The organism is Paenibacillus violae, from assembly GCF_032461945.1.
Lineage (GTDB): Bacteria > Bacillota > Bacilli > Paenibacillales > NBRC-103111 > Paenibacillus_E > Paenibacillus_E violae.
In genome coordinates this window covers 106,921-131,636 of sequence record NZ_JAWCUD010000009.1, presented here as the reverse complement: position 1 = coordinate 131,636, position 24,716 = coordinate 106,921, and the positions used below count along the sequence as shown (strand labels likewise).

Genomic DNA, 24,716 nt, shown 5'->3' with positions numbered 1-24,716 from the left:
TCTTGTCTTGTATACTAACTACTATTTTCGATAAAAAGTATAGCATATCCTGTTCAGATTTTGAAAATAATTGGCTGTTTCGTGACAGTTCAGCTATAATAGCGAAGATAAAAGAGGAAAGAGAAGATGTCGGATGACGAAACAGCTGCCTCCCTTATTTAGGGATAAAATGATTGATTTATTAGGGGAAGACGAGTTTGAACGCTTTCTGGCCTCTTACGACCAAGCAAGATCTTATGGTTTGAGGGTAAATACAAGTAAAATCACGAAAGCGGATTTTCTGGATAAAAGTCCTTTCGCATTGGAACCTGTGCCATGGGCGTCTGAAGGGTTTTACTATGAAGAAGGAGAACGTCCTGGCAAGCATCCCTATTATCATGCAGGACTTTATTATATTCAAGAGCCTAGCGCCATGGCGCCGGTAGAGCTGCTTCAGGTTCAACCAGGCGAAAGAGTGCTCGATTTGTGTGCAGCTCCCGGCGGGAAGTCTACTCAAATTGCTGCAAAACTTCAGGGCGAGGGAGTGCTTGTCGTGAATGACAACCACTCAGACCGGGTGAAGGCGCTGGTCAAAAATTTAGAGCTTTTTGGTGTTCGGAATGCCGTTGTTTTGAATGAACGGCCTGAGCGGATGCTGAATGTGTTTCAAGGCTATTTTGATAAAATATTAATAGACGCCCCTTGTTCAGGGGAAGGCATGTTCCGCAAGGAAGAGGATATGATGCAGCAGTGGGAGCGCCATTCTGTACAGGAATTTGCCGCTATGCAGCGGGAATTGCTTGGACAAGCGGCGCAAATGCTGGCACCTGGCGGAACAATTGTGTACTCAACCTGTACGTTCTCACCGGAGGAGAACGAGGCGCAGATTGCAGAGTTTTTGGACAAACATCCTGCGTTTGATGTGGTGCCGATTGACCGTTTCGACCATGGACAGCCGGGTTGGCTGCGTGAACCTTGGTGTGAGGAGACTTATTCCGCTCAGGCTCGGGAAGCAGTCGCGGGGACTGCACGGCTTTGGCCGCATCGGTTGCGCGGTGAGGGGCATTATGTTGCTGTGCTGAGGAGTGGCGTTGGTTTTGGGGAAAGGCAGGATGCCGACGTAGTGTCGGTATCGAAAGTGGGACGCGGCGGTCGTGATGCGCTGCGTGGGAAGGGCCGCGCGGGGACGGAGTCCCGCGTGAGCTTGGAGCCGCTTCAGGCGTTCGAAGACGAGCTGCTGCGCAGCGAGCCTTTCGCCGCTTTGCGGCTGGTCTGTTACGGCGAGCACGCGTATGCGTCGCCGGCGGGTTTGCCCGAGCTGCACGGACTGAAAGTCGTGCGGCCCGGTTGGTACATCGGCGCGCTGCACCGCGGCCGATTCGAGCCGTCCCATGCGCTAGCCATGGGACTGCGTTTGCGCGAAGCCAAGCGAGCGCTGAGCTTGGCTTCGAGCGACGAGCGAGCCCTTCGGTACCTGAAGGGCGAGACGCTCGAAGTCGCGGAGAGCGAGATTATCCGCGACCCGGAAGTGACCAAGGCAGCCAAAGGCTACTGCCTTGTCTGCATTGACGAACATCCCGTCGGCTGGGGCAAATGGATCGACGGGATGCTGAAAAACGAATACCCGCCCGGCTGGAGGTGGACCTAAGCGGTCATGAAACAAACGCAACGGCTCGATAAAATACTCGCCCACGTGGGCATTGGTTCGCGCTCTGAACTCAAGCGCCTTGCTAAGGAAGGCGCAATTTATGTGAACGGCGCGAAAATCAAAGACAGCGGGATGCAGGTCAATCCCGATAAGGACATCATCCAGGTAAACGGTGAGACCGTGCGTTACAGGGAATTCGTTTACCTGATGATGAATAAACCGCAAGGCGTGGTTTCCGCTACTGAGGACAATCGTGATCGTACCGTAGTGGATTTATTGGACACGGCATATGCGCCATTTGAAGTTTTCCCAGTAGGTCGATTAGATAAGGATACCGAAGGCTTTCTCTTGCTTACCAATGACGGAAAGCTTGCGCACAACCTGCTTTCTCCTCGTAAGCACGTCCCTAAAACTTATTTTGCTAAGGTTGAGTGGGAGGTTACCGAGAAGGATATCGAGGCATTTTCGCATGGAGTGACCTTGGATGATGGGTATGAGACGCTGCCGGGTATCTTAAAAATTCTAAGCGTCGGTAAGCAAGCTAATGGAGTGCTTTCCGAGATTGAGTTGACGATTATGGAAGGTAAGTTTCATCAGGTGAAGCGAATGTTTCAAGCTGTAGACAAGAGAGTTGCCTACTTAAAACGCATTTCCATGGGCCCTCTTGCTTTGGATCCAAACCTAGCATTAGGCCAAGTGAGAGAGTTAACGGACGAGGAGCTTACTGCTCTGAGAAATGCCCACGAGTTTCAAAATTAGTGATTTACAAAAATACTAGTATATGGTATTTTTGGAGTAATACAAATATTTCGTGCGGAAGAACCGCCCATGTCATCGTTGAGTTTCGTTCATTGCGATGGCAGGGTGGTTTTTTATGTTTTTTTAGGCGTTTGTTACCAAAATTGTATCCTGTTAGTCAGGAAAGAGGGGTTATTTATGAGAAAAAGATATTCTGTATTAGGAATGACAGTACTTTGCGCAATAACCATTGGCTATGATGTCATGAATTCTTCTGCACAGAGCCCCACGCTATTCAAAGACACATACCAGCATTGGGCTGAATCTTCTATTCAAAATGCCGTTCAAAAGAAGTACGTTGACGGTTACGAAGATGGCACTTTTAAACCTGATGTCCCGATCAGTCGTGCTGAATTTATCAAAATGTTAGCAATGGCCATGGGGGAGAAGGTCAATAAAATTGAGGGGGATGGGTGGTTTCAGCCCTATGTGGATCGTTTGAAGTCGCAGGGAATTATTCCTGCTGAGTTTCCAGAACGGTATAACGAACCGCTGCAAAGGTTTGAGATGTCTATTTTGAGTGTGCGAAGTGTCGATAAGACATTGAAAGGATCTATGGTTGATTCTACGAAAATGGGGCTAATTCATGGTGTAAGTAGGACTGACTTGGACGTGTATGGAACTAGTACGCGTGCTCAGGCGATTACGATCATTGAGCGGATTCTTGCAACCAAGAACGGAGAGAATTTACAGGTTGATAAGTACGCGGCGAGTGCGGCTGAGATTGCTGCAACTGGGAGTAATGTGGGGACTATGTTGGGGTTGAAGGCGAGAGAAGTAGGGACTGAGTGGCCTTACGGCACTGGTGTGACAGTGAAGTTGAACCAATTAATCATTGCTGATCCATCGGATCCTGATGATCCTTATATGAAATTGATTAATATGGATAGTTGGTATAGAGAAACAGACAAAAATAAAAATATAGTCGTATTAGCATACTTTACTGTAACTGTTAGTGAATCTGGAGTTAATAAATATCGTGAGTTGCATCCATACCAGCTCCTAACACTATTAGATACTACTAATCAACTTCTAATGAATACAGAACAACTGAAACGATGGATTATTTTTAATAAACCACAAGTGCAAATGGGATTTGTAGCTTTTGCTGGGAAGAAAGATTTAGCATCTAAAACTATAGAATTTGATATTCTCGGCAAACACACTGTTATTGCAAATAAATAAGAGGGTGAAACTCATTTTGAGAAAAGTAATATTTCTTGTATTGGTTTTCTTACTACACTTCGAAGTTCTATCTTCATTTTTTGAAACAAGCGAAGTCCAAGCAGCCAGTTTAAAGAGGCTATATTATAACTTCGAAGTAGGTGCATACACTGAGACTCCTGTTGAGATACAGTATTCAGCATCAGCAAATAAGAGTTTTACTAGAGAGATTAGCAACTTAGTATCTGGAAACATAACAAATGTAACGTTATTTAATAATAATCAAATCAGTTCTTCGAGTGTTTCCTTTTCAGGAACTTCTATAATGGTTAACGATTTAAGTGGTGATAGAAAAGTTGTATATGGTAAGTCTGAAACTAAACCGATGCATCAAATATATCGACAGCCTGCAGGACAAATATGGGAACATAAGGGGAGCAAAACAATTCCAGTAGAATTTAATGGTTCATATGGGAGCCCTAAATCTCACTTTCCTGGACCTATTCCATTATATGGTCGTGTAAGGTATACGACTGCTCAGTTCGATTATTCTAACCTGTCAAATAACGGGCCTGATTTGAGGTATTCCTATGACTCTGACCAATACAAAAAAGATGGTCAATCTTTAGCAACTGGTCATGCAGCAAGCGGTGATAAAGTTAAAGATTATAACAAAGAAGGGTATGCGGTTACTAGTGCGTATGAAGTAGCAAGGCCTAACTATTGGTTTGACTCAGAGGCAACTGCAAGTATATCCAGTGCAGGTGCAGTTATCTCCGATGGTGATAAGATTGATCAGAGCACTGTAGAGATATATGATGCGGAGAAGCCAAATGCGGGTTATGGAGCAATCCCATTATCAGTGGGTAAAGGGAACTCAGCCGGTCAAGGCATGATACGAACGATGATGCTTTTGGATGGGAGTGTCCCTGTTTCACAAATTGAGGAGCATGAAGATCTAGACGATTCGGGTGGTCTTGTAAGAAACTACCACATGTACGCCATAGGCCTATGGAAAGGAGAAACCTACAAATACCAAACCTACATCGAAGTCACCTACACCCCACCAAACAAACCCGATCTAGCCGCTATATCAATCGATGCCGGCAGTTGTGTCCTCTCGGGTGCAAGCACGAACCTCACCATCAAGTTCAAAAACGCTGGTGTGTCCATCCCGAATGGCAGCACATTCAAAATGACAGTAGCTGCTGACGGCGCTGTGTTCAAGACTTTTACCTACACGGCAGGACTTCCGCCAGGTGAGAGCATAAACGAGATAGTCCCCTACACCTTCAATAGTACAAAGAGCATTACGTTAGCGGTAGATACTAATGACGATATCTCAGAAACCTCTTCCACGAATAATACGCTTTCCCAGATTATTACTCCACAAGCTAGCTGTGCGCCTAAAGGCGGTAGCTATTCCGGAAAAACCTCGGCAGACAAGCCTACAATTACATGGAAAGATTCTAATATGATAAAAGCGGATTGGACAATTCCGTCCAGTTGTACACCGGTTAGAGGACGTTTTATTTTATCCCAAGCAACGGGGGAAAACGTTCAATATGGTTGGAGTACACTGGGCAGTACATCAGTGAACGATATGTCTATTTTTGCTTATGGGATGATGGGTTTCATAGGCTATCCTGGCAACATGCAAAGTGGGCAGGTGGATATTTCTTACCAGCTTGAGGATAGTTGTGGAGGAACTTCTTATTTTTATGAGGGGAAATTTACGCTAGGTCCTAAGCCTCCAAATAAACCGCCACAGTTCGAAATCGGATGGTTTCCGGACAATGATTATTACACTCGCACATCCCTGTCAGAAGCGGTAGTTGGAGACAAACTGAATGTACGATTGCTGCCAGAAATTGCGCCGAACCATTATGATCCTGATGATGATTTTGTTTCTTTTGAATGGTTGTTTGCAAACAGCTCAAGTCCTTGGATTAAAAGTTTTCCTTCTATGGGCTATTTAAAAGGAGAGGATAAACTGACATGGCTAACGGCATCAACAGCCGGAGATCATACAATTTCGGCAAAAATGTGCGATGACAAAGGAGCATGTACGCAGAAGGAAGCGACAATAACAATCATGCGTCCGGAACCAGTTCCATGCATTAATGTTCCAAATCGCGTCGTGCAAAATCGACCTCTTCCCCCTAATGCCATCAACGGCGCTTGCAGCCGACCAGCTAAGAACAGGACAATTACAGAGTATTTTTGGACGAATAATCTTTCGGTTTATCCAAATGTCGGTATGGAAACCGTTACTCTCGAAGTCAAAGACAACTATGGTGTACGAAGTCTACCAGAGAATAAAGCGATCAAAAACATTAATGTCGTCGAGGATAAACCTCCTGTTGCGGTCATTAACCTCCCGCTTTTCGCGGTTCGTGGGAACATTCCATTTCGGGATATTTCATTTAGCCCTGATGGGGATATCATTGTTGAAACTACGATTAACTATGTCTATGACAGTAATAATGATGGGATTTTTAATGATCATATGCCATTCAATTTACCTATTGCAGTTGGTGGAACAGCACAGCTGCCGGCTGCGAAGATAGGGAAGTATAAGCTTACCGTTAAAACCAAGGAGGATTGGGGGTTAACGGATACGAAATCTTTTGTGATTGATATCAAAAATGACTCGCCTGAGGTCGTATTCACGGTAACTAGTGCAAATCCCGAACCTCCTTTGTTTCAAACCGTATCTGAGAACGAATTGCTAATGGCATTTGGGGACCAATGGGAAGGTTCTACACTTACAAATGCGAACTTACATAAAACAAAAGATATTGGTTTCACGTACAACCCTATTACGAAAGGATTTACTTCACATTTTAGTAAGTCGCCCTATAAAGCGCCTGCCAGCTCTTTGATTTTTACTAACGCTGCAGCGACTGTTGGACTTGACGTGGGAAGCAGCTTTAGCATGCCACCTTTGTATGACACTCAATATTTAGGCAAAAAAAGCGGAGTAGCCGTTCGCGGTGCAATCCCCTACACGGTGCAAAAGGTTGATTGGCAAGGTAGTCCGATTGGTCAACCTACAACGACCCAACTCAGTGGTATTGATCCGCTGACAGCAAGCAATACAGGCAATTATTTAACATTTGACGCCAAAGGAGGCAGCTATAGTTTATCCTGCAAATATTATTTTGAAAACTACTCAAGTGATGACGATGTTTATCATTGGTGGTGCGACTATACGAGGAAAAATGCATCTGGTCAAGTTTCGTGGGTGAAAAGCTTCGAGAGTAACAGTCCTTCGGTTGCCGGCTTTTTTGCTCTACCAACACAGCCTAATCACATTGGCAATGCAACTAACATGGAGATTAATGATGATGGCACGAAAATAAAAATACCTTATGTACTTTTTAATCCTAATTACTGCTCTTATTGTGGTGGCGGTGATCTTTCACGTTGGTATGATGTGGAAACAGGTTTTGAAGTACCTTCGGTAACAATTACAAGGCCAAATTCAGGAGATGGGGCTGTATATGAAGATTCCGAAGTAACCGTTTATGTGCATCAGGATTATAAGAGTACTTATAGTAATTCCAGCTATTCAAATAGTGGCAGTAACTCAGCTTACAGAGGGATTTACACGAATTATCTGACTTCGTATAACAAACAAACGGGTGTTACGAAGCGAGTAGATATAAGTACGGTCAATCGAGACGATAGCAGCCAATCCCGGGATGGAAGTGTTATTAGAGGAGAAGGCTCAGATCGTACAACAAGCTCGATCGTGCAAGTAAAATGGGATGTTTCTGAAGATGGCTATGTGTACATCGTAGATGGGTTTAATAAAATAACAGTCGCTGATAAATTTGCCACAAAAGTTGCAGACTTCACGACGGCAAATTTACGTCCCAAGGATTACTCAAGCAATGAACAATACTTATATGAAAATAGGCAGTTTACGATTGTATCATCAGGATTCGGGGCAGACGGTGAATACTATCTACAGCTCCAGGAACGATATCACAAGCTCCGAAGGTATAATTTTGTATGGGAATCTTGCGGCAGCTGCAGTGTTGGCAGTTACGTCTCAAGTTATGACGAAGATTCATCAGGTTCGTTTAATAAGTATTATTTCTACACGATAAAGGGGGCGGTTGCCAGTCCCAAATTGTATGCATCTTCTGAGGTCGGCCAAGTTCTAAAGAAAGACACGGATATAAGCGATGCGGACTACTCCTTTGACTTTATGCAAACGAATTTGAATTACAGCTTGAATTCACCGTCAGGGTTTATTTTCAGGGCGCAGAACAATAGGAATATGTATAGGCTGGAATTGACATCAAATTGGATTTCTCTTAGCAAAATAGTGAACGGGGATCGCATAGTTCTGCGAAGCAGCCCTATTAGTCTGAGCACGACAGATTTTGTAAACCTTAAAGTTTCAGTTAGAGGATCGAAATTCAAGGTTAGATTAGGTCAGCTTCCCATTTTTGAAGCATCGGACTTTACGTTCACTTCAGGGACTTATGGAGCATTCATCGGTGGCTTTGGTTCTCATTTACGTAACGTTTATGTGAAAATACCTATTGTTGATAACACGATAATAAGCGATATAGGAATAGCTGGGGAAGAATTGACGTACGGGATCACATATGAGGACCCAGAGAACGATCCGCATCTGATTGTTAAAGATAAATGGAAGTATGAGCATACCAATTCGATCAAATTTTTGGATGCTGGCGATGGAAAAAGCGGCTTGTCCAGCTATCATGGCCAGACATTAATGGGCGCTCCAACGAAAATACTTGATAAAGTTGGTATCTATAAACTTTCGTATATTGGCGTTGATGATCCCGCACCACTAGGTTATACATATCCTAATCTAACTTTTGCCGATTACGTCTCGGAGTCGGATCCTTATTCAAGAAATGTTTTGATTCATCGCAAACCAATCAGTAAGATCTCTTGCAGTCAAGATTTGTATTATAAAGTGACATGCGATGACTCACAAAGCTATGATCCGGATCGATGGTTAAGTTCCACAAATTACTCTACAGAAGCTACAGGAATGAACTATGCCTTAACAAAAGGGGTCCTTGATCGTAGATATGAATACATTCTTCCGGACGGCACTGCAGTCCCGGGGCTTATCGATCATGTCAAAGAAGTCGGGTTATATACGTTCAGGGTAGCTGTAAAAGATGAGTACAACGCTTGGTCAGACTGGGCAGAGGCGTATATTTGGTTAGACGCTCCGCCTGCCAATCATGCTCCTTTTGTAGATATAACCAACCCTGTCAGCTCTGACTTTAATCTTCCATCAGGGGCAGCATCATCAAACCCGCTGTTTGCTTGGAATGCTGTTGATTACGATGCGGATAGTTACATTGTAAAGTCTGAAATCGACGTTCAATATTACTACTACGATTATTCTAGTAATCCGCAATATCGATGGGTAAATCAGTTTACTCCAACTCTTATTCAGAATAGTCATCTAAAAAGCGAAGGAGCGACGGTTGGTTTAAGCTACATTGCTCCAATGACTTTACAGGATAATAGAGTTTATAAGGTGAGAATACGTGTACAGGATGAAAAAGGGATGTGGTCGCAGTGGTCGGAGAAATACTTTAGCAAGGGATACCCGCCATCTGCTGTATTAACCTTTCCCGATGGAACACACGCTACACCTACTCCGATAACAAGTGGCTTGCTCATACCCTCTTGGAATCAATCAGATCCAGACGTTCCAACGCAATATAAAAGTTTCCAGTATCGAATCCTTGATGATAATGGCAATCAGGTCACATACCAAGATAATGGGGTAACGAATGAAGCCATTCAAGGAGGCAGCTACGCTCATTTGTGCACCTATAATAGTAATTCGGGTTCATGGCGAAGTTGCAAGTACGAAACGACAAGCAGCTCATGGACGGTTCATCCAATCGAACAATTCGACCTGTCTGTGCTTGAAGGCCAATCAGGCCCATTTCAAGTTCAGGTTCGTGTAAATGACGGCAGGTACTGGTCCAAATGGTCCAATTCCGGATGGTTCACTTTGAACAGACCTCCCTCCGTGACGATGACAGTACCAAATGGGACGCAGGCTGCGCCTACGATATACACTGAACTTCGTCCTACTTTTCAATGGACACAAACGGATCCAGATCCCGGCACAACTTTCACTTATTTTCAGCTGCTAATTACAAATGAGGCTAATGACGTGATGGTTCTGGATTCTGGACAGTTTTACCAAGGTGCAGCTTCAAATGCGGGAAGTTGGCAAGTTAATCGTGATCTCCCTCCTGCGCAGAAACTGCGTGTCATAGTAAGAGTATTCGATGGCATTGTTTGGTCTGATTATTCAGCGCCAACTTGGTTTTATATCAATCGGGCTCCTGTAGCTCAGTTTGACTGGACTCCTAAGCCGGTCTGGGAAGGCGATGTGGTTCAAAGCATAAATTCCTCTTGTGATCCTGATGGGGATTCTCTGAGCTATGCATGGAAACTGGAGCAGCCCAATGGGACGGAGGTTCTCTTTTCCTCACCAACATTTAGCTACAGGTTCCTTATTCCCGGTGTTTATAAAGTGACACTTACTGTGTCAGATGGACGGCTCTCGAACTCGATTGTCAAAATAATTACAGCGGCTCCATTGACGATTCACTCGAATGTGACTTATACGAACAATTGGCTGCTTTTACATGAGAAAAGTGGTCACCAAACAGTGGCAGCGCCGAAGGATTTTTACTCCGGTGAAATTTTTGTGGTATTTAGTCAAAGCTCGCCGGAACCTGTTGACGAAGTTACGGCATGGATAGATACAACAGGGTTAGACGGTAAATTGCTCTATGTACCCGAGCGTTTAAGTCCGGCAGGGGATGCGACATCTTTTTGGGGTGAAATCTTCGATGCAAAATTTCAGTCATTCTCGGAGGGATTACCTGAAGGTCTGCAAACGATTCATTTTCGAATACGATATCGCAATGGCGTGATAAAAACAGAAGATATTCACGTAAATATTATCGGCAATGTCAATAAATCCGTAGGTGTTCATAGGGTTCAATAAATTCTAAGAAGCAGTTATCTGCGGATAGCTGCTTTTTGTATGAAACGGTGAATCCCAAGCTGTCCTATGATACAATTATCGATAAAAAGGCTATGACTAAGGGAGCGAGAAAACCTTGAACTATCGATTAATTGCATTGGATGTTGACGGAACGCTTTTGAATGACGATCATGAATTAACCGAGCAGACGATTGAAACGATCCAGGAAGTGCATGATCAAGGGGCGCATATCGTCTTGTGTACAGGAAGAGCTCCTGACAGCACGCTGCCCATCCTGCAACAACTTGGACTAGAAGGAACGATGATTACGCATAACGGAGCGGCGACGGTTCACGCAGACGAACGAGGCAAAACATTAGTGAATGAGTTTTCCTTTACGCTGCCGGAAATTGCCCCCATGTTGGATTACGTAAGGACAGAGGGCATTCATTTCGATGTTTGCACATCTTTTAATATGTACATTGAGCGAATTGGCGAATACGAAAAAGAGATGTATACCAAGTTTCTGGTTAGTCCCAAACTCGTAACGGATGTATCTGAACTAGGGTTGCCGATAGTGAAATTTACACTATTTAGTAACCCGGAGATGCTGGATCGAGTTCAACAGGAATGGGATGAGCAGCAGTTGTATGGTCATTTGCGAATGATTCGGAGTGGCGATTTATTCATAGATGTGATGAGCGCCAAGGCGAATAAAGGAAACGCGTTGAAGGCTTTAGCCGCAACCTTAGAGATCGATCCGAGCGAAATTATGGCTATTGGCAACTATTATAACGATTTGGAAATGATGGCATTTGCCGGACTTGGTATCGCGGTAGAAAATTCACCGGACGGGGTGAAGGAAGCCGCGGATGCGGTAACCGCATCGAACAATGATGAAGGTGTGCATAAAGCCCTAGTTAAATATTGTTTATAAGTTAAATTTCCTATAAAATCCTCGATTTTTGGGGATTTTTGTCGTTTCGGGGGTTCTTCCTATTACCAGGCTATGGTAGAATGAGGGAAATAACTAGACGACGGTGGTGTCATTATGGGGAAAGAACAGAAGAGTTTTAGTAGAAAAAAGAAACTGGTAGGGGCCATTGCTAGTACCGCGATGATTGCTGTGCCATTCCTGACGGTGCCTGTTGCGGCGAATGTGGAGACGGAAATTCCAATTTTAAACCACGATAAGCTGCAGACGATTGTTATTCCTGAGGGCGGGAAAAAATATATTAATTTACACACACTCTACTATGCTGGCAGGGAGTTCCAAATTAATAATACTTCGACGCTGGCAACTGTAAACCAAAGTTTACTACGTTATGGCATTTTAGAAATAAACGCGAACCCGCTAGTAGCAAATTCTCCAACAGGACTCGCCACATTTACTGTAACGGTAACCCCTTATGAGAGTGAGGCGACTTTCGACGACACCTTTAATGTAATCATCGTTCCAAGCTCCGGAAGCGGGACTAGTTCAAATTTTAATATTAAAAATGTTGTTTCCGTGCTGCAGAATTTCTCATCTCAGTATTCAGAAAAGTCAAAGATTGAAGAGCTGATGGAACATATTGATCTTGCCTCACCAACAATCAAGAAAGACGATCCATATAGTCAACCGGGGAATTTAATGCCCGTACCAAAAATGAATGTGATGCCGTTTGAGGCTTTTTCTGGTGTCGATGTGGATGTTAATTCTTATGGTGAAAGTCCGCTATCTTTTGATATTCATCAGTTTTTTGAGGATCCTGACGATGAGTCGAATGAGTTCAATGAGAATTCATATTTAAATGTTGTTTTCCCAACTTCAGGGAACGAATACATACGGGTCAATAATACGGAGTATGGCCAATCTCTGACTCCACTTAAAGCATCGAGTGAACCCGTGTATCTCCCTGTAGTCGTTTATGACAATGAGGGTGGTGTTGTTTCAGGGACAGTTCCCATTCTTGTACAGCCTTCGGAACGATTTGATTTAGAGGAACGTGCTTCTATCACCCTGGATATGCGCAATTATTTCAATAACGTAGACGACAGTTCCTATATTGATATGGAAATTATGAATGTTAGCGAGGGATTTGGTAGTATACCCAGCATAAACGGAACTCATGTTACGTTATCACCGCTTAATGGTATCTATAAATTTAAACATATGAAGGCAGATAGCGAGCAAGAATCCATCTGTTTTGTAGTTAAAGAGAATTACGATCTTTATGAAAATGAATTATCCAAGAGTTTTTTATATGAAAACAGCACCTTAGAGTTTGACTTAAATCAAATGTTTCCGCAAGAGGCGGGGGCTTCTGTTCAATATTCCGTGTATCATGAGAATCCTTCAGTTACTTCGATTACATATGGAATTGATTTGACTGAAGGAAACAAGTTGTATTTTACGGCGGACGCACATGCTGCAGATGGTGTCATGTATGAAGAAGAACAAGAATCTAATAATTTCACGATTATTGCCAAAGATTTAGTAAATCATCATACCTATGTAGATCGAATCAATATTGCTCCGCGCAACCGAGATGACTCACACTATACTATATTTCCAGACAAATTATTTGATTGGCAGAGTGAAGGTGAAGATGTAACAGTTTCATCAACAAATTCTGATTTACATTTTATCATTCAACATGGATGCGGCGTATATGTTCAAGGTGTCAATTTGCCTGCAAATACAAGCACGACGGTTATCCTCACCTTAGAGAATGGGAAAGTTGTATATAAAATCCCCTATACATCATATGGACCAGCCTAATTGATGATGAAAAAAATGGAACCATCCGTCAGCGAACTTTTAAAACAGAAGAACTACAAAGAAGCGGAGCTCGCAGCCAAAGAGCGCATTCGGGCTAATTCATTAGAAGCGCAAAACTGGGTATTTCTTGGGGAAGCTCTCATGCATCAAGGTTATGGGAGCGCAGCGACCAAAGCGTTTTATCGTGCTTGGCTGCTCGATCCTGAAGCGACTTGGGTAGTGCCGGTAATCGATGCACTCAAAGAAATCCCTGCTGGTGATGAAAGGGTAGATATTGAGGGACTTCTCCATGTAAGAAAAGTAACGGTGTCTGCCGGAATAATCACCTACAACATGGAAAGCACGATTGAGCGTTGTTTGGATTCACTGCAAGGGGCTGTTGATGAGATTATTCTTATTGATTGCTCTACGGACAGGACAGCTGAAATTGCTTCGCAATATCCGAATGTCACGATTGTTCCTTTTGTTTGGGTGGATGATTTTGCCGCCGCGAGAAATGAAGGTCTTCGACACATGAATTCGGATTGGGTATTTTGGATGGATGCGGATGAGCATTTGGTTAAAGAAGATGTGAAAGCTATACGAGAAGCTGCTGGTCTTTATCACAAAACGGCAATTCCCGCCATATTATGTTTATGGCAAATCAACTCCATTCAAAATCACATTAAACATAATTTTTCACAAGCTCGCTTATTCCCTTTAGGAAAAGGCCTTAAGTATTGGGGACGGGTTCATGAACAGGTGGGCACACAATCCGGTGTCTATAATCTCGAAGCACAACGTTTTAAGGTAAAAATAAGAGTGCTGCATGATGGATATGAACCATCGGTCATGAAGAACAAGCAGAAAATCGAACGAAACCTGAAGTTACTGTATCGAATGGTCCAGGAGGAGCCTGATAATCCCGCGGCTTGGTTTTATCTAGGACGTGATCTGCTCGGGGCAGGCAAAGAACTGGAAGCCATAGAAGCGCTTCTTGAGGCGGAACGCAGAGCATTATCTCAACCTCTTTTTGGCAGGCTGCTTGATGTGTATAAATATCTGATGGAAATAAGTTATCATCGGAAAGAATGGGAACATGCTCTGATGTACGGTGCGAAGGCTTTAAGCCATCATCCCGACTTCCCGGATGCCCATTACATGATTGCTCAAATTCGTATGAAGCAAGCGGATCAGCTGTATACCGAAGCAGAAGCAGGGATGAGAAGAGCGAGAGAAGCCTTTCACTCTTTCCGTCATATGGTTTCGCCCGAACATGAAATAGGAGAATGGAAGGTCGATCTAGCCCTTGCAGAAATCGCGCAAAGAGCTGGAAAACCATCCACCGCCAAGGCGATATATAAGCAAACCTTGAAGCAGCATCCACGAACGGCAGGCTTAATAAGCAAAAAACTCGCGGCTATTGATACCGAACGGAAACGTTTAAATCAACAAAGCGAATAAAAAAAGGATGTTCCCCATCATGAAGATGAAGGGACAGCCTTTTTTAATTAATCAAGAATTAAAGCACAAATGCGCTAGTAATGATAACCAGCAAAATGAAAAGAACTAAAATAGCACCTACGTTATTGTATCCAGCAGACATGTCAGAATCCCTCCCTTTTGACTCTATAGGATAGCATATGAAGTAAAGGACAGAAGTGTATAGACGTTTATCCTGTATACTCATATTTTGGACGATATTGGGACAATCTACAGAAGAATTATTAGATCTGTAGAGGAGGCGAAGAAAGTCGTGGCCGATATGATGCTTAGACCCGACCTGAAAACAGCAGGCGGAGAAGTCTGCGATATTATGTACAATGGGGAGTTTGTCGGTACGTTAACGCTAGTCTACAGGGAATCGGATCGACTTAAAGGCTCGATTCATCTGGAGCGGCAGTCCATTGCACAAGAGGACAAAGAACGTGTATATGAATTTGTCCAGTCGTATATTCAGAATGTCATTGATTCACTGGCTATTACGGAGTGCGAAGTAGTAGTCAGCTATAGTGATTATGATTTTGTGATCGCGACCGACCACGCCATTGGGCCAGTGATGGAGGAAAGCGATAACCGCACAAATCATTACTATTTGGATGATGATGACGCTGATTATGAATGGGTGAACGATGATGAAACCAGATTTGATGATATCGAGGGAACGAACGGGCCCGAAAGTTTGCACATGATTGAGCAGCGCAGGCAGCAACTGGGGTACGAGCTCGTCAATGTTGGAGAGTATAGAAATCGTGTGGAATATCATGTATACGATAAAGAATCGGAACTGGTTGCTGAAGTTATCACGCATGTGTATGGTTCAGATGTGATTGGGGAAGTCACCTGGCAATTTGATCCTTTTGATGAAGAAATGGATACGGTGACGGAACTGGTTGTAGCCGATTATGATGAAGATGAAACGGATACGTTCATTTTCAATATGATTTTTGATGGTGAAACGATTGACACTATAGAGCTGACTCACATAGATTTATTGGAGCTTGTGGATGACATTAGGGAAGAATCGTTAATTCCGCCGAATCCAGAGGATTATACGATTATTTTGGCCAGGGATGACGGGGATACGTTGACGTATGAGATTTATCAGCAATCGTATGGCGGTCTTCCCATCGGGACGGCAACGATCGACATTAGCTCCCGGCAGTTAACCGGTTTTATTGACTTCAGGGAGCCGGGGGATTCCGATGATCGCGAGCTGATTGCGGCTTTGTTGTTGGAAGAGCTGGATAAGGAAAAAGAGTACGAAACCTTCAATGTGTCCATGTTGTATCGGAATAAATTGATCGATGAAATTTGGTTCGAGACCGATCAATTGCATTGATCCTGGAGAAAAAGAAAAGGCATGAACCTCCCATTTTGCTAGGAGAGCCATGCCTTTTTTTATTGAATTAGAATGTGTTGGAAACGGTGATTTGATCCAAGGATAAACGGCCGGATGGACGAGCAGGGGTAGCCGCCAAACCAACGCTGATTAGCATAACAGGTACGTAACGAGCAGGAACGTTGAATGCTTCAACGAATTTCGCCGCGTCGTATCCGCCCATCGGGCAAGTGTCATAACCCATTGCTTTAGCAGCAATCATAAGCTGCATAGCGGCAAGGGAAGCATTGCGAATCGCTTCGTCACGAGCAACTTGCGGGTATTGATAAACATTTTCGATTTGAGCAACAAGTGTGTCTTTCACTTCTTTCGGCAAATGACCAGCTTCAACGGCAGGACCGAAAACAAGCTCAGCATTTTTGTTTGCTTCAAGATCACCTAGAACAGCGATAACTACGGAGCTTTCTACGACTTGCTTTTGACCGTATGCAATTGGAAGCAATTTCTCTTTTTGCGCTTGATCGTCAATAACAACCAGCTTCCAGTGCTGAAGGTTCCATGCGGATGGAGCTTGAGAAGTAGAAATAAGAAGCTGCTCAAGATCAGCCTTCGGCATTTGGTGTCCTGCTTGGTATTGCTTAACGGAATGACGGTCTTCCAAAACTTTCAAAACAGCGGATTGTACTTGTGTGCTCATTGAAATGCCTCCAAAAATAATTATTGTAAAATTATTAAAAATATATTAAAAGTTGTAACTCAAAAACAACAATTTACTGTAATCATAAATGTTATAGTTAGAGTTGTCAAGAGGTCTTCCGTGTTGTCGGAAAATGTTGGATAATGGAAGGGAGAAAGGGGTTGTCCCTCTTGAAAATGACGCAAAAAGAGTTGAGCCACCTTGTATTTCTATCGGAAGTTGTCCTGACAGGCAAGAAAAAAAGCCTCATGGAAGAAACGCTGCAATGCCTGCTCTATATCGTAAAATCATTGGAAGAGGTTGATCTTCCGGAGACGGTGATCGATCAAATCGAGTGCTTGATGGCAACGATTGAATCGGATTTGCGTGATGAAAACGAGCGGATGCAGGAAATCAGGGGTCACTTGGATTGGACGCAGAAGCGAAGGCGGAATCCGCCAGATGTTGATAGATTGTGAGAAATGCTCACTTCATGATATAATGTAGAGTACTGTTTTTTTTATAATTAAGAGGTGATAGATATGAGCTATGAAATCCCAAGAGATGTGCAAATGTTGGGACGTGACATCACAGAGAACCAATTGAAATATCATCACAAATCCGTTTTGATTTCTAAGGAATTTACGTTTGACAGTGCGCATCATTTGCATTGTTATGAGGGAAAATGTAAAAATCTGCACGGCCACACCTACAAACTGCAAGTTATTATGCGCGGTAAGGTGGATAGCCGGGGGATCGCAATAGATTTTGGGGATATTAAACGTATTGCAAAAGAACGCGTCATTGATCGCTTGGATCATAAATATTTGAATGAAGTGCTGCCGCCAATGAATACAACGGCAGAAAATATGGTTGTTTGGATGTATGAGGAGATTCATCAGGCGCTTCAGGATGAAAATCTGTATCCAGCCATTAAGCTGGAAGAAATCCGGCTGTGGGAGACGCCGACCTCCTACGCGGCCATCACTCGCTCGATGATGGAGGAGGAAGAGTAATGCGAGATATCCGCATTCCGATGGTCGAGATCTTCGAGACGGTTGAAGGCGAAGGGACCCGTGCCGGGTTCCCAACGGTCTTCGTCCGTCTTTTTGGTTGCAACCTGCGCTGCACCTGGTGTGACACCAAGTACAGCTACCCACCCGCGGAAGCGGAGAACGTCATGACCATTGCTGAAATTGTCAGCAAGGTCACTTCGTTCCGCTCCCGGCATATTTGCCTCACCGGCGGCGAGCCGCTCCTGTACGGCGAGAAGTCGCTCGCGTTGATCGACGCGCTCGCCGAGCTGGAGCAGGTCGACGACCTGCACATCGAGACGAACGGCGCGATCGATCTCGCGATGTTTGTGGAGCGTGTTGCCTCGCCGAAGGTGCGATACATTATGGACTTCAAGCTCCCCGACTCCGGCGAGATGGAGCAGATGATTATCAGCAACTTCGGCTTGCTGCGCGAGCAGGATGAGCTGAAGTTTGTGATCGGCAGCGAGCACGACTTCCGCACCGCGGTGGACGTGCTGGAGAAGTATCCGACGAAGGCGCTGCCGATGTTCAGCCCGGTGTGGGAGACGATGCCGCCGCACAAACTCGTCCAGCATATGCTGGAGGCGGGACTCTCCAAAGTAAAGCTGAATATGCAGCTGCACAAGATCATTTGGGATCCGGCGATGCGCGGCGTTTAGCCGCGCCCCAGCCGTGGTATCCCTTTTTTCAGTAGAAACGCGCTCGTCCTAAAAGGACGACGAAGTCATTTATCCTTGCGACAATAAGAAAAAATGAGGTGTCATGATGAGCATGAACAGCGATAAGAAGAAAAGAGCCGTTGTTATTCTAAGCGGAGGCCTGGACAGTACCACTTGCATGGGAATTGCCAAAGAAGCGGGATACGACCTGTATCCGATTTCTTTTGACTATGGACAGCGCCACAAAATTGAAATTGAAAATGCCAAGCAAGTCGCGGAGCACTATGGAGTGAGCCAGCGTCACAAAATCATTAAGCTTGATTTCCTGCGTGATTTTGGCGGCAGCGCCTTAACAGACGATAGCATTGATGTGCCGAACGTCATGAATGGAGAGGCGGAGGAATCCGAAATCCCCGTAACTTACGTGCCTGGACGTAATTTGCTCTTTCTCTCCATCGCAACGTCTTATGCGGAAGTAACAGGTTCCGAGGCGATTTACATAGGCGTGAATGCCCTCGATTACAGCGGTTACCCGGATTGCCGTCCGGAATTTATTCATAAGGTGGAAGAAGTCATTGCCTTGGCAACCAAAGTTGGTGTGGAAGGGAAAGGCATCACGATTGAAACGCCCCTGATTGATTGGACGAAAGCGAAAATCATCGAGGAAGGTTTGAAAATCGGAGTTCCCTACGAGCTGACGACTTCTTGCTACAACGGAAAAGCTGAAGCCTGCGGCGTTTGCGACAGCTGCCGTCTGCGTTTGAAGGGCTTTGAAGAAGCGGGCTCGAAAGATCCGATTCCGTATCTGTAAGTAGTTCAAAAGCTGAATGAAAGGCAGGGCGATTCGTGACCAGAATCATGGTGGTGGATGATGATGCAGACATCAGGGAGCTGATACGCGTCTATTTGGTTGGAGAAGGTTTGACGGTGACGCAAGCGAGCAATGGCGTTGAGGCGCTCAGTATGCTCGAAACGACCCCGGCGGATTTAGTCGTCCTGGATATTATGATGCCCTTGATGGACGGTTGGGAATTATGCCGCGAGCTCAGAGCGCGATACGAAGACTTGCCTCTACTCATGGTAACGGCCAAAAGCGAGTCCGTACATAAGGTGAAAGGGTTCCAGCTTGGCACGGACGATTACCTCGTGAAACCTTTTGACCCTCTGGAACTGGTGATGCGGGTCAAAGCATTACTGAAACGCTATCGTATTAACGCTTCGCAGACAATCGCGGTCGGCAATGTCGTCATTGACCGCACTGCCTTTGAAGTGCGTTTGCCGGATCAACGACTGTCCCTCCCGTTAAAAGAATTTGAATTGCTTTACAAGCTGGCTAGCTATCCGGCTCAAATTTTCACGCGAACACAGTTGATTGAACAGATCTGGGGGATCGATTACGAAGGCGACGACCGGACCGTCGATGTGCATGTCAAAAGGTTGCGGGAGCGCTTCGAGCCGCTGACTGAAGAGTTTCGGATCGCCACGATCCGCGGATTGGGGTACAGACTTGAGGTGAAAGCATGATCAAGTCGCTCTACCTCCGTGTGGTGCTGACTTTCTTGGCTGTTGTGGTCGTGAGTGTGTCTGTAGCCTTTCCGTTGGCAACGTTATTTTTCAGAAGTTTAATAACGAGTGAATTTCAGGATGAAATGCTCACGATAGGCAGTCAGATCGTTAAGCTTAGCGAAGATATGCAAGTGAAGCAGCTGGATACGTTCGTGACGGAGAGCAATCGTTTTAATGAAAATTACATTTTCACGCTTTTCAATGAACAGGGCGATCCGATGACGGCAGTTTCATTAAATAAACACGGAGTCCCCCGGATCAGCGCCTCGGAAGTAGCCTATGTTTTGAACGGCAGCGTATTCAAGAGCTTGGATTATGGTTTGATCAAAGATCCGCTTGGGGATATGAAAGTTGGCATTCCTCTTGTGCTTGATGAGAAGACATTCGCGCTCTTCATTCATCCGAATTTATCTGAAACGACCCGTCGTCAAGTACAGACAGCGATCATTACGGTTCTTGTTATTGTGCTTGTCGTGGGCAGCCTGCTTATTCTCGTTGCTTCGCGATACTTGGTCAATCCGCTGAAGAAATTGACAGTGGCTACACAGCGGCTCGCTCGTGGGAATTTCAACGTGCATGTTGCTGTGAAGCAAAAGGACGAGCTGGGGCAGCTGGCAGACAGTTTCAATCATATGGCTGGCGAGCTGAAGCAGCTTGAGCAGATGCGGCAGGATTTTGTTTCGAATGTATCGCATGAGTTTCAAACTCCGCTTACGTCGATCCGCGGCTTCTCCAAAGCATTGCGAGAGTCCGAAATCGATGAGTCAGAGCGTCTGCGCTACCTGGAAATCATTGAACGGGAAAGCGACCGGTTATCCCGGCTAAGTGATAATTTGTTGAAACTGGCTTCGCTTGAATCTGAGCATCACCCGTTTAACCCGACTACGTTTGACTTGGATGAACAGCTGCGAAGAATCGTTGTTTTCTATGAGCCATTATGGTCTGAGAAACAGCTTGATATGGATTTGTCATTGCCACGAGTGAAAATTTCGGCGGATGCTGATCAATTGAATCAGGTTTGGATGAATTTGATAGGGAATGCGGTCAAATTCACACCAGTGGGCGGGCATATATTTATCAAGCTTGTCCCCTTAAGAGATCGTGTTCAGATTTGGGTTCAGGACAACGGAATCGGCATCTCGGAGGAAGATCAAGGGCGAATTTTCGAGAGGTTCTATAAAGTAGATCAAGCTAGGCAGCGTGATACGGGAAGCGGGCTCGGGCTTGCCATTGTAAGAAAAATTATTGACCTGCACCAAGGCACGATTGAGGTTCGAAGCGAACAAGGAAAAGGGACTCAATTTTTAGTCACTCTTCCAATTTTAACCTATACCTTGAAGAAATCATGAACAGTGAAAGCTTGGAAATTTTATTTCCAGGCTTTTTTTGATGTCTGTTCATATTGGGTTCATATTTGAAATGTATCTTATAGAAACAATCATTAGATGAGGGGAGTAAAGGAATGAATCGACTCACATACTTTTCCATGAAAAATGTTTCGGCATTATTCATTATCATGATCATGCTTTTTGTAGGCGGCTTGTATTCTTCATCGCAGCTTAAAGTAGAGAACATGCCGAACGTTTCTTTCCCGGTAGTTGCTGTAACGACTACGTATACAGGTGCACCAAAGGATGTCATGGATGAAATTACATCACCGATTGAGAAGAAGTTGGCCAATATCGAAGATTTGGATTCGATGCAGTCGACATCAAGTGATAACTTCTCCATGATTATTCTGATGTTCAAACAAAATGTAGACACTGATAAGAAGAAGCAAGCAGTACAGGATATGCTTGCAGAAGTTTCTCTTCCAGCTACGGCTGGAACACCGAAAGCTTCAACTTTCGGCGCGGCTTCCTTCCCTTCCAACTATTTAGTCGCTTATGCCGATAACGGCATTAGCCAAACGGAACTTGATAAATCTTTTAAAGACAAAATCAAGCCAGCTCTTGAAGGAATTAAAGGGATTGACCATATGGACGTAATCGGCGCCAGAGACACCTCGCTGGATATTGAGCTGGATGCCGCCGCGCTTGATGTTTATGGTCTATCGCCAGGCATGGTATCGAATGCGATTAATGCTGCTGCGACGAAAAGTCCGATTGGCAGTGTAGAAATCAGCGGCAATGACAAGATGACGCGTGTAACGGGCAACTTGACCAGCTTATACGATTTGGAGCAGCTGGAAATTACAACGCCAAAAGGTGATATCGTAACGCTAGATCAGGTTGCAAATGTCAAAGCGATTACGGAATCTGATTTCATCGGTCGACTGGATAGCAAGCCGGCGATTGGGATGATTTTGTACAAAGCAGGCAGTGCGAATGCGGTTGATTTCTCTGATGAGATTCAAAAGCAAATTAAAGAGTGGAAAACAACTTTGCCTAACGTTACTTTCAAGAATACGTACGATAGCGCAGACCAAATTAATGAATCAATTTCAGGACTTATACGTGAAGGTATTGTAGGGGCTATTCTGGCATCCTTAATGATTCTGATATTCCTCCGTAATGTTCGGATGACGCTTATTGTTCTGGTTTCGATTCCGCTTTCCATTTTGATTACTTTACTATTAATGTCTACCCTAGGTTTAACGCTCAATACGATGACTCTCGGCGGTATTTTTATTGCCGTAGGCCGGGTCGTGGATGACTCGATTGTCGTTATTGAAAATATATATGCCTCCTTGCAGAAAGCACAGGAGCGTAATGAGTCTGTTATTGCTCTGGCAACGAAACAAGTTTCAATGGCAATTACGTCCTCCACACTTGCAACGGTTGGGGTATTCGCACCACTTGCTTTGGTTACGGGCGTTGTCGGTGGATTCTTTAGACCCTTTGCCTTAACAATCGCTTGTGCGTTGCTTTCTTCCTTGATTGTAGCTTTAACGGTTATTCCGATGTTGGCTAAGCTGCTTGTACTTCGCAGTAAACCAAGCAAAGTTCATCATGATGAGTCCGCACCAACGAAGTTAACAACGTTCTATGAGAAAGTATTGACTTGGAGTTTGAAAAACAGAATCAAAACGCTGCTTATTTCAGCGCTGATGCTCGTTGTGACAATGGCCAGTACCATTCCATTCTTGTCCGTGGCCTTCTTGCCTGAATCAAGTGCCGCGACGACAATGTATTTCCAACTGAAATTACCATATTCAACTTCTTTTGAAGCGACGGATGCGAAAACGAAGGAAATCGAAAAAGTCTTGTTAGATACGAAAGATTCAACTGGCGAGCCTGTTTTCAAATTTGTGGAATCCTTAGTCGGTTATGCCGGCAATGACGATGAGCGTACACCGTACGCGTCACAAATTTTCGTTCAAGTGAATGACAAAGTAGATGGCAATCAAGTAAAAGATGAAATGAAGGCTTATATTCTCTCTGAATTGCCAGCCGGATCTGAAGTTGAGCCAAAAGCGATGGAAGGTGACTTCGGCGTTTCATCGACGGACTTTGCCTACACTTTGCAAGGCGATGACCAACTTCAACTGGAGAAAGCAGCTAAAATGGTTAAAGATAAGCTGCAAACTTTCCCAGAGCTTTCTGAGATTGAAGATAACTTAAGTGATGCTAAAACAGAAATAGAGATTGCTGTGGATCAGAATAAAGCAAGAGCCTATGGCTTAAGCTCCTCATCTGTTCGAGATACAGCACGTGCCTGGATTCAAAAGCAAAGTCTGGGAGATATGAAATTTGATAATATCACATATACAACGACGGTTTCGTTAGATAAATCGGACAAAAACACGCTTGAAAAACTGGGCAATATTCCGTTAGCCGGATCAAATGGTTCAACGATTCTGTTGAAGGAAGTAGCCAAAATTAACGAAACGAAGGGCGCTGCATCCCTTGCACGTGAAGATCAGCAGCAGCTTGTCAAAGTATCCGCGAAAATTAATGATTCCAATAAAACCGGCGTAAGTGCTAAGCTTACCGCGGCATTAAAAGATGTTGAATTGCCAGAAGGCGTAACACCGAAAGTGACCGGTGTTTCCGACGACGTTAATGAAAGCTTTGGTCAATTGTTCGTCGCCATGGCTGCTGCGGTTTTCGTAGTTTATCTGATCATGGTTCTAGCTTTTGGAAACGCAAGTGCACCATTCGCTATCTTGTTCTCTCTACCGCTTGCGGTTATCGGTGGGTTGCTCGGACTCGTTATTGCGCACGAGCCACTAACGGTTACATCTATGATTGGTTTCCTTATGCTCATCGGTATCGTCGTCACGAATGCCATCGTATTGATCGACCGTGCGCAGCAGCTGCGCCATGAAGGCTACACGGTTCGCCATGCTTTAATTGAGGCAGGGAAAGTGAGACTTCGTCCGATCATTATGACAGCTGGAGCTACGATTATGGCTTTGGTGCCGCTGGCCTTAGGTATTTCTGCTGAGGGCGGATTGATCGGTAAAGGACTTGGTGTTGTCGTTATCGGTGGTCTGATTACCTCTACTGTTCTAACGCTAGTTGTCGTACCTATTGTGTACGAGTTGATTGAAAGCATTAAGAACCGAATGGGTCGTATGTTCAATCGTAAAAAAAATGACCAAAACACAACCACAAGTACGATAGAGGTATAAGGAGGCACAT

General features: G+C 44.5%; 16 protein-coding genes. 15 read left to right on the top strand and 1 reads right to left on the bottom strand.

What is annotated here, in order from left to right:
* Positions 1 to 133: 133 nt before the first annotated feature.
* The 8 genes from RQP52_RS23700 to RQP52_RS23665 all read left to right on the top strand — a co-directional run bounded on the left by RQP52_RS23700 (position 134) and on the right by RQP52_RS23665 (position 16,192).
* A complete protein-coding gene (locus tag RQP52_RS23700) occupies positions 134 to 1,627 on the top strand; it encodes an RsmB/NOP family class I SAM-dependent RNA methyltransferase (RefSeq protein WP_315954143.1) in 1,494 nt (497 codons plus the stop codon).
* Between the two features lie 6 nt (positions 1,628 to 1,633).
* Positions 1,634 to 2,386, top strand: coding sequence for a pseudouridine synthase (locus RQP52_RS23695; protein ID WP_315954142.1), 753 nt, complete (start codon positions 1,634 to 1,636; stop codon positions 2,384 to 2,386).
* Between the two features lie 177 nt (positions 2,387 to 2,563).
* Positions 2,564 to 3,610 (top strand): S-layer homology domain-containing protein, encoded by a 1,047-nt coding sequence (locus RQP52_RS23690; RefSeq protein ID WP_315954141.1) that lies wholly within the window; start codon positions 2,564 to 2,566, stop codon positions 3,608 to 3,610.
* Between the two features lie 556 nt (positions 3,611 to 4,166).
* Positions 4,167 to 10,628, top strand: a complete 6,462-nt coding sequence (locus RQP52_RS23685; RefSeq protein WP_315954140.1) for a PKD domain-containing protein — start codon at positions 4,167 to 4,169, stop codon at positions 10,626 to 10,628.
* A 115-nt stretch (positions 10,629 to 10,743) separates the two neighbouring features.
* Entirely contained in the window at positions 10,744 to 11,544 is an 801-nt protein-coding gene (locus RQP52_RS23680) for a Cof-type HAD-IIB family hydrolase (RefSeq protein WP_315954139.1), read from the top strand.
* A 114-nt stretch (positions 11,545 to 11,658) separates the two neighbouring features.
* Positions 11,659 to 13,371: a hypothetical protein gene (locus tag RQP52_RS23675; protein WP_315954138.1), complete on the top strand. Its 1,713-nt coding sequence runs from the start codon at positions 11,659 to 11,661 to the stop codon at positions 13,369 to 13,371.
* A 6-nt stretch (positions 13,372 to 13,377) separates the two neighbouring features.
* Positions 13,378 to 14,814: a tetratricopeptide repeat-containing glycosyltransferase family 2 protein gene (locus RQP52_RS23670; RefSeq protein WP_315954137.1), complete on the top strand. Its 1,437-nt coding sequence runs from the start codon at positions 13,378 to 13,380 to the stop codon at positions 14,812 to 14,814.
* A 301-nt stretch (positions 14,815 to 15,115) separates the two neighbouring features.
* Complete coding sequence (locus tag RQP52_RS23665) at positions 15,116 to 16,192, top strand: hypothetical protein (RefSeq protein ID WP_315954320.1); 1,077 nt, start codon at positions 15,116 to 15,118, stop codon at positions 16,190 to 16,192.
* A gap of 67 nt (positions 16,193 to 16,259) precedes the next feature.
* Here RQP52_RS23665 and RQP52_RS23660 read toward each other — a convergent pair whose 3' ends face one another.
* Positions 16,260 to 16,889, bottom strand: a complete 630-nt coding sequence (locus RQP52_RS23660; protein WP_315954136.1) for a nitroreductase family protein — start codon at positions 16,887 to 16,889, stop codon at positions 16,260 to 16,262.
* 176 nt (positions 16,890 to 17,065) lie between these two features.
* Between RQP52_RS23660 and RQP52_RS23655 the strand changes: the two genes are divergently transcribed.
* The 7 genes from RQP52_RS23655 to RQP52_RS23625 all read left to right on the top strand — a co-directional run bounded on the left by RQP52_RS23655 (position 17,066) and on the right by RQP52_RS23625 (position 24,706).
* Positions 17,066 to 17,347: a hypothetical protein gene (locus RQP52_RS23655; protein WP_246239435.1), complete on the top strand. Its 282-nt coding sequence runs from the start codon at positions 17,066 to 17,068 to the stop codon at positions 17,345 to 17,347.
* A 63-nt stretch (positions 17,348 to 17,410) separates the two neighbouring features.
* Entirely contained in the window at positions 17,411 to 17,884 is a 474-nt protein-coding gene (gene queD, locus RQP52_RS23650; RefSeq protein ID WP_315954135.1) for a 6-carboxytetrahydropterin synthase QueD, read from the top strand.
* Positions 17,884 to 18,564 (top strand): 7-carboxy-7-deazaguanine synthase QueE, encoded by a 681-nt coding sequence (locus RQP52_RS23645; RefSeq protein WP_315954134.1) that lies wholly within the window; start codon positions 17,884 to 17,886, stop codon positions 18,562 to 18,564. Before queD ends, RQP52_RS23645 begins: the two co-directional genes overlap by 1 nt.
* A 112-nt stretch (positions 18,565 to 18,676) precedes the next feature.
* A complete protein-coding gene (gene queC, locus RQP52_RS23640; protein ID WP_315954319.1) occupies positions 18,677 to 19,375 on the top strand; it encodes a 7-cyano-7-deazaguanine synthase QueC in 699 nt (232 codons plus the stop codon).
* 35 nt (positions 19,376 to 19,410) lie between these two features.
* Positions 19,411 to 20,088, top strand: a complete 678-nt coding sequence (locus tag RQP52_RS23635; protein WP_315954133.1) for a response regulator transcription factor — start codon at positions 19,411 to 19,413, stop codon at positions 20,086 to 20,088.
* On the top strand, positions 20,085 to 21,479 hold the full coding sequence (locus tag RQP52_RS23630; RefSeq protein ID WP_315954132.1) for a HAMP domain-containing sensor histidine kinase: 1,395 nt from the start codon (positions 20,085 to 20,087) through the stop codon (positions 21,477 to 21,479). The genes RQP52_RS23635 and RQP52_RS23630 overlap by 4 nt, the downstream gene beginning before the upstream one ends.
* A gap of 113 nt (positions 21,480 to 21,592) precedes the next feature.
* Positions 21,593 to 24,706: an efflux RND transporter permease subunit gene (locus RQP52_RS23625; RefSeq protein ID WP_315954131.1), complete on the top strand. Its 3,114-nt coding sequence runs from the start codon at positions 21,593 to 21,595 to the stop codon at positions 24,704 to 24,706.
* The last annotated feature ends 10 nt before the right edge of the window (positions 24,707 to 24,716 follow it).

Bases quoted from the DNA above. Each gene is read 5' to 3' on its own strand.
- RQP52_RS23700 (WP_315954143.1), top strand. From the start codon at position 134: ATGACGAAACAGCTGCCTCCCTTATTTAGGGATAAAATGATTGATTTA.
- RQP52_RS23695 (WP_315954142.1), top strand. From the start codon at position 1,634: ATGAAACAAACGCAACGGCTCGATAAAATACTCGCCCACGTGGGCATT.
- RQP52_RS23690 (WP_315954141.1), top strand. From the start codon at position 2,564: ATGAGAAAAAGATATTCTGTATTAGGAATGACAGTACTTTGCGCAATA.
- RQP52_RS23675 (WP_315954138.1), top strand. From the start codon at position 11,659: ATGGGGAAAGAACAGAAGAGTTTTAGTAGAAAAAAGAAACTGGTAGGG.
- RQP52_RS23670 (WP_315954137.1), top strand. From the start codon at position 13,378: ATGAAAAAAATGGAACCATCCGTCAGCGAACTTTTAAAACAGAAGAAC.
- RQP52_RS23665 (WP_315954320.1), top strand. From the start codon at position 15,116: ATGATGCTTAGACCCGACCTGAAAACAGCAGGCGGAGAAGTCTGCGAT.
- RQP52_RS23660 (WP_315954136.1), bottom strand. From the start codon at position 16,889: ATGAGCACACAAGTACAATCCGCTGTTTTGAAAGTTTTGGAAGACCGT.
- RQP52_RS23655 (WP_246239435.1), top strand. From the start codon at position 17,066: ATGACGCAAAAAGAGTTGAGCCACCTTGTATTTCTATCGGAAGTTGTC.
- queD (WP_315954135.1), top strand. From the start codon at position 17,411: ATGAGCTATGAAATCCCAAGAGATGTGCAAATGTTGGGACGTGACATC.
- RQP52_RS23645 (WP_315954134.1), top strand. From the start codon at position 17,884: ATGCGAGATATCCGCATTCCGATGGTCGAGATCTTCGAGACGGTTGAA.
- queC (WP_315954319.1), top strand. From the start codon at position 18,677: ATGAACAGCGATAAGAAGAAAAGAGCCGTTGTTATTCTAAGCGGAGGC.
- RQP52_RS23630 (WP_315954132.1), top strand. From the start codon at position 20,085: ATGATCAAGTCGCTCTACCTCCGTGTGGTGCTGACTTTCTTGGCTGTT.
- RQP52_RS23625 (WP_315954131.1), top strand. From the start codon at position 21,593: ATGAATCGACTCACATACTTTTCCATGAAAAATGTTTCGGCATTATTC.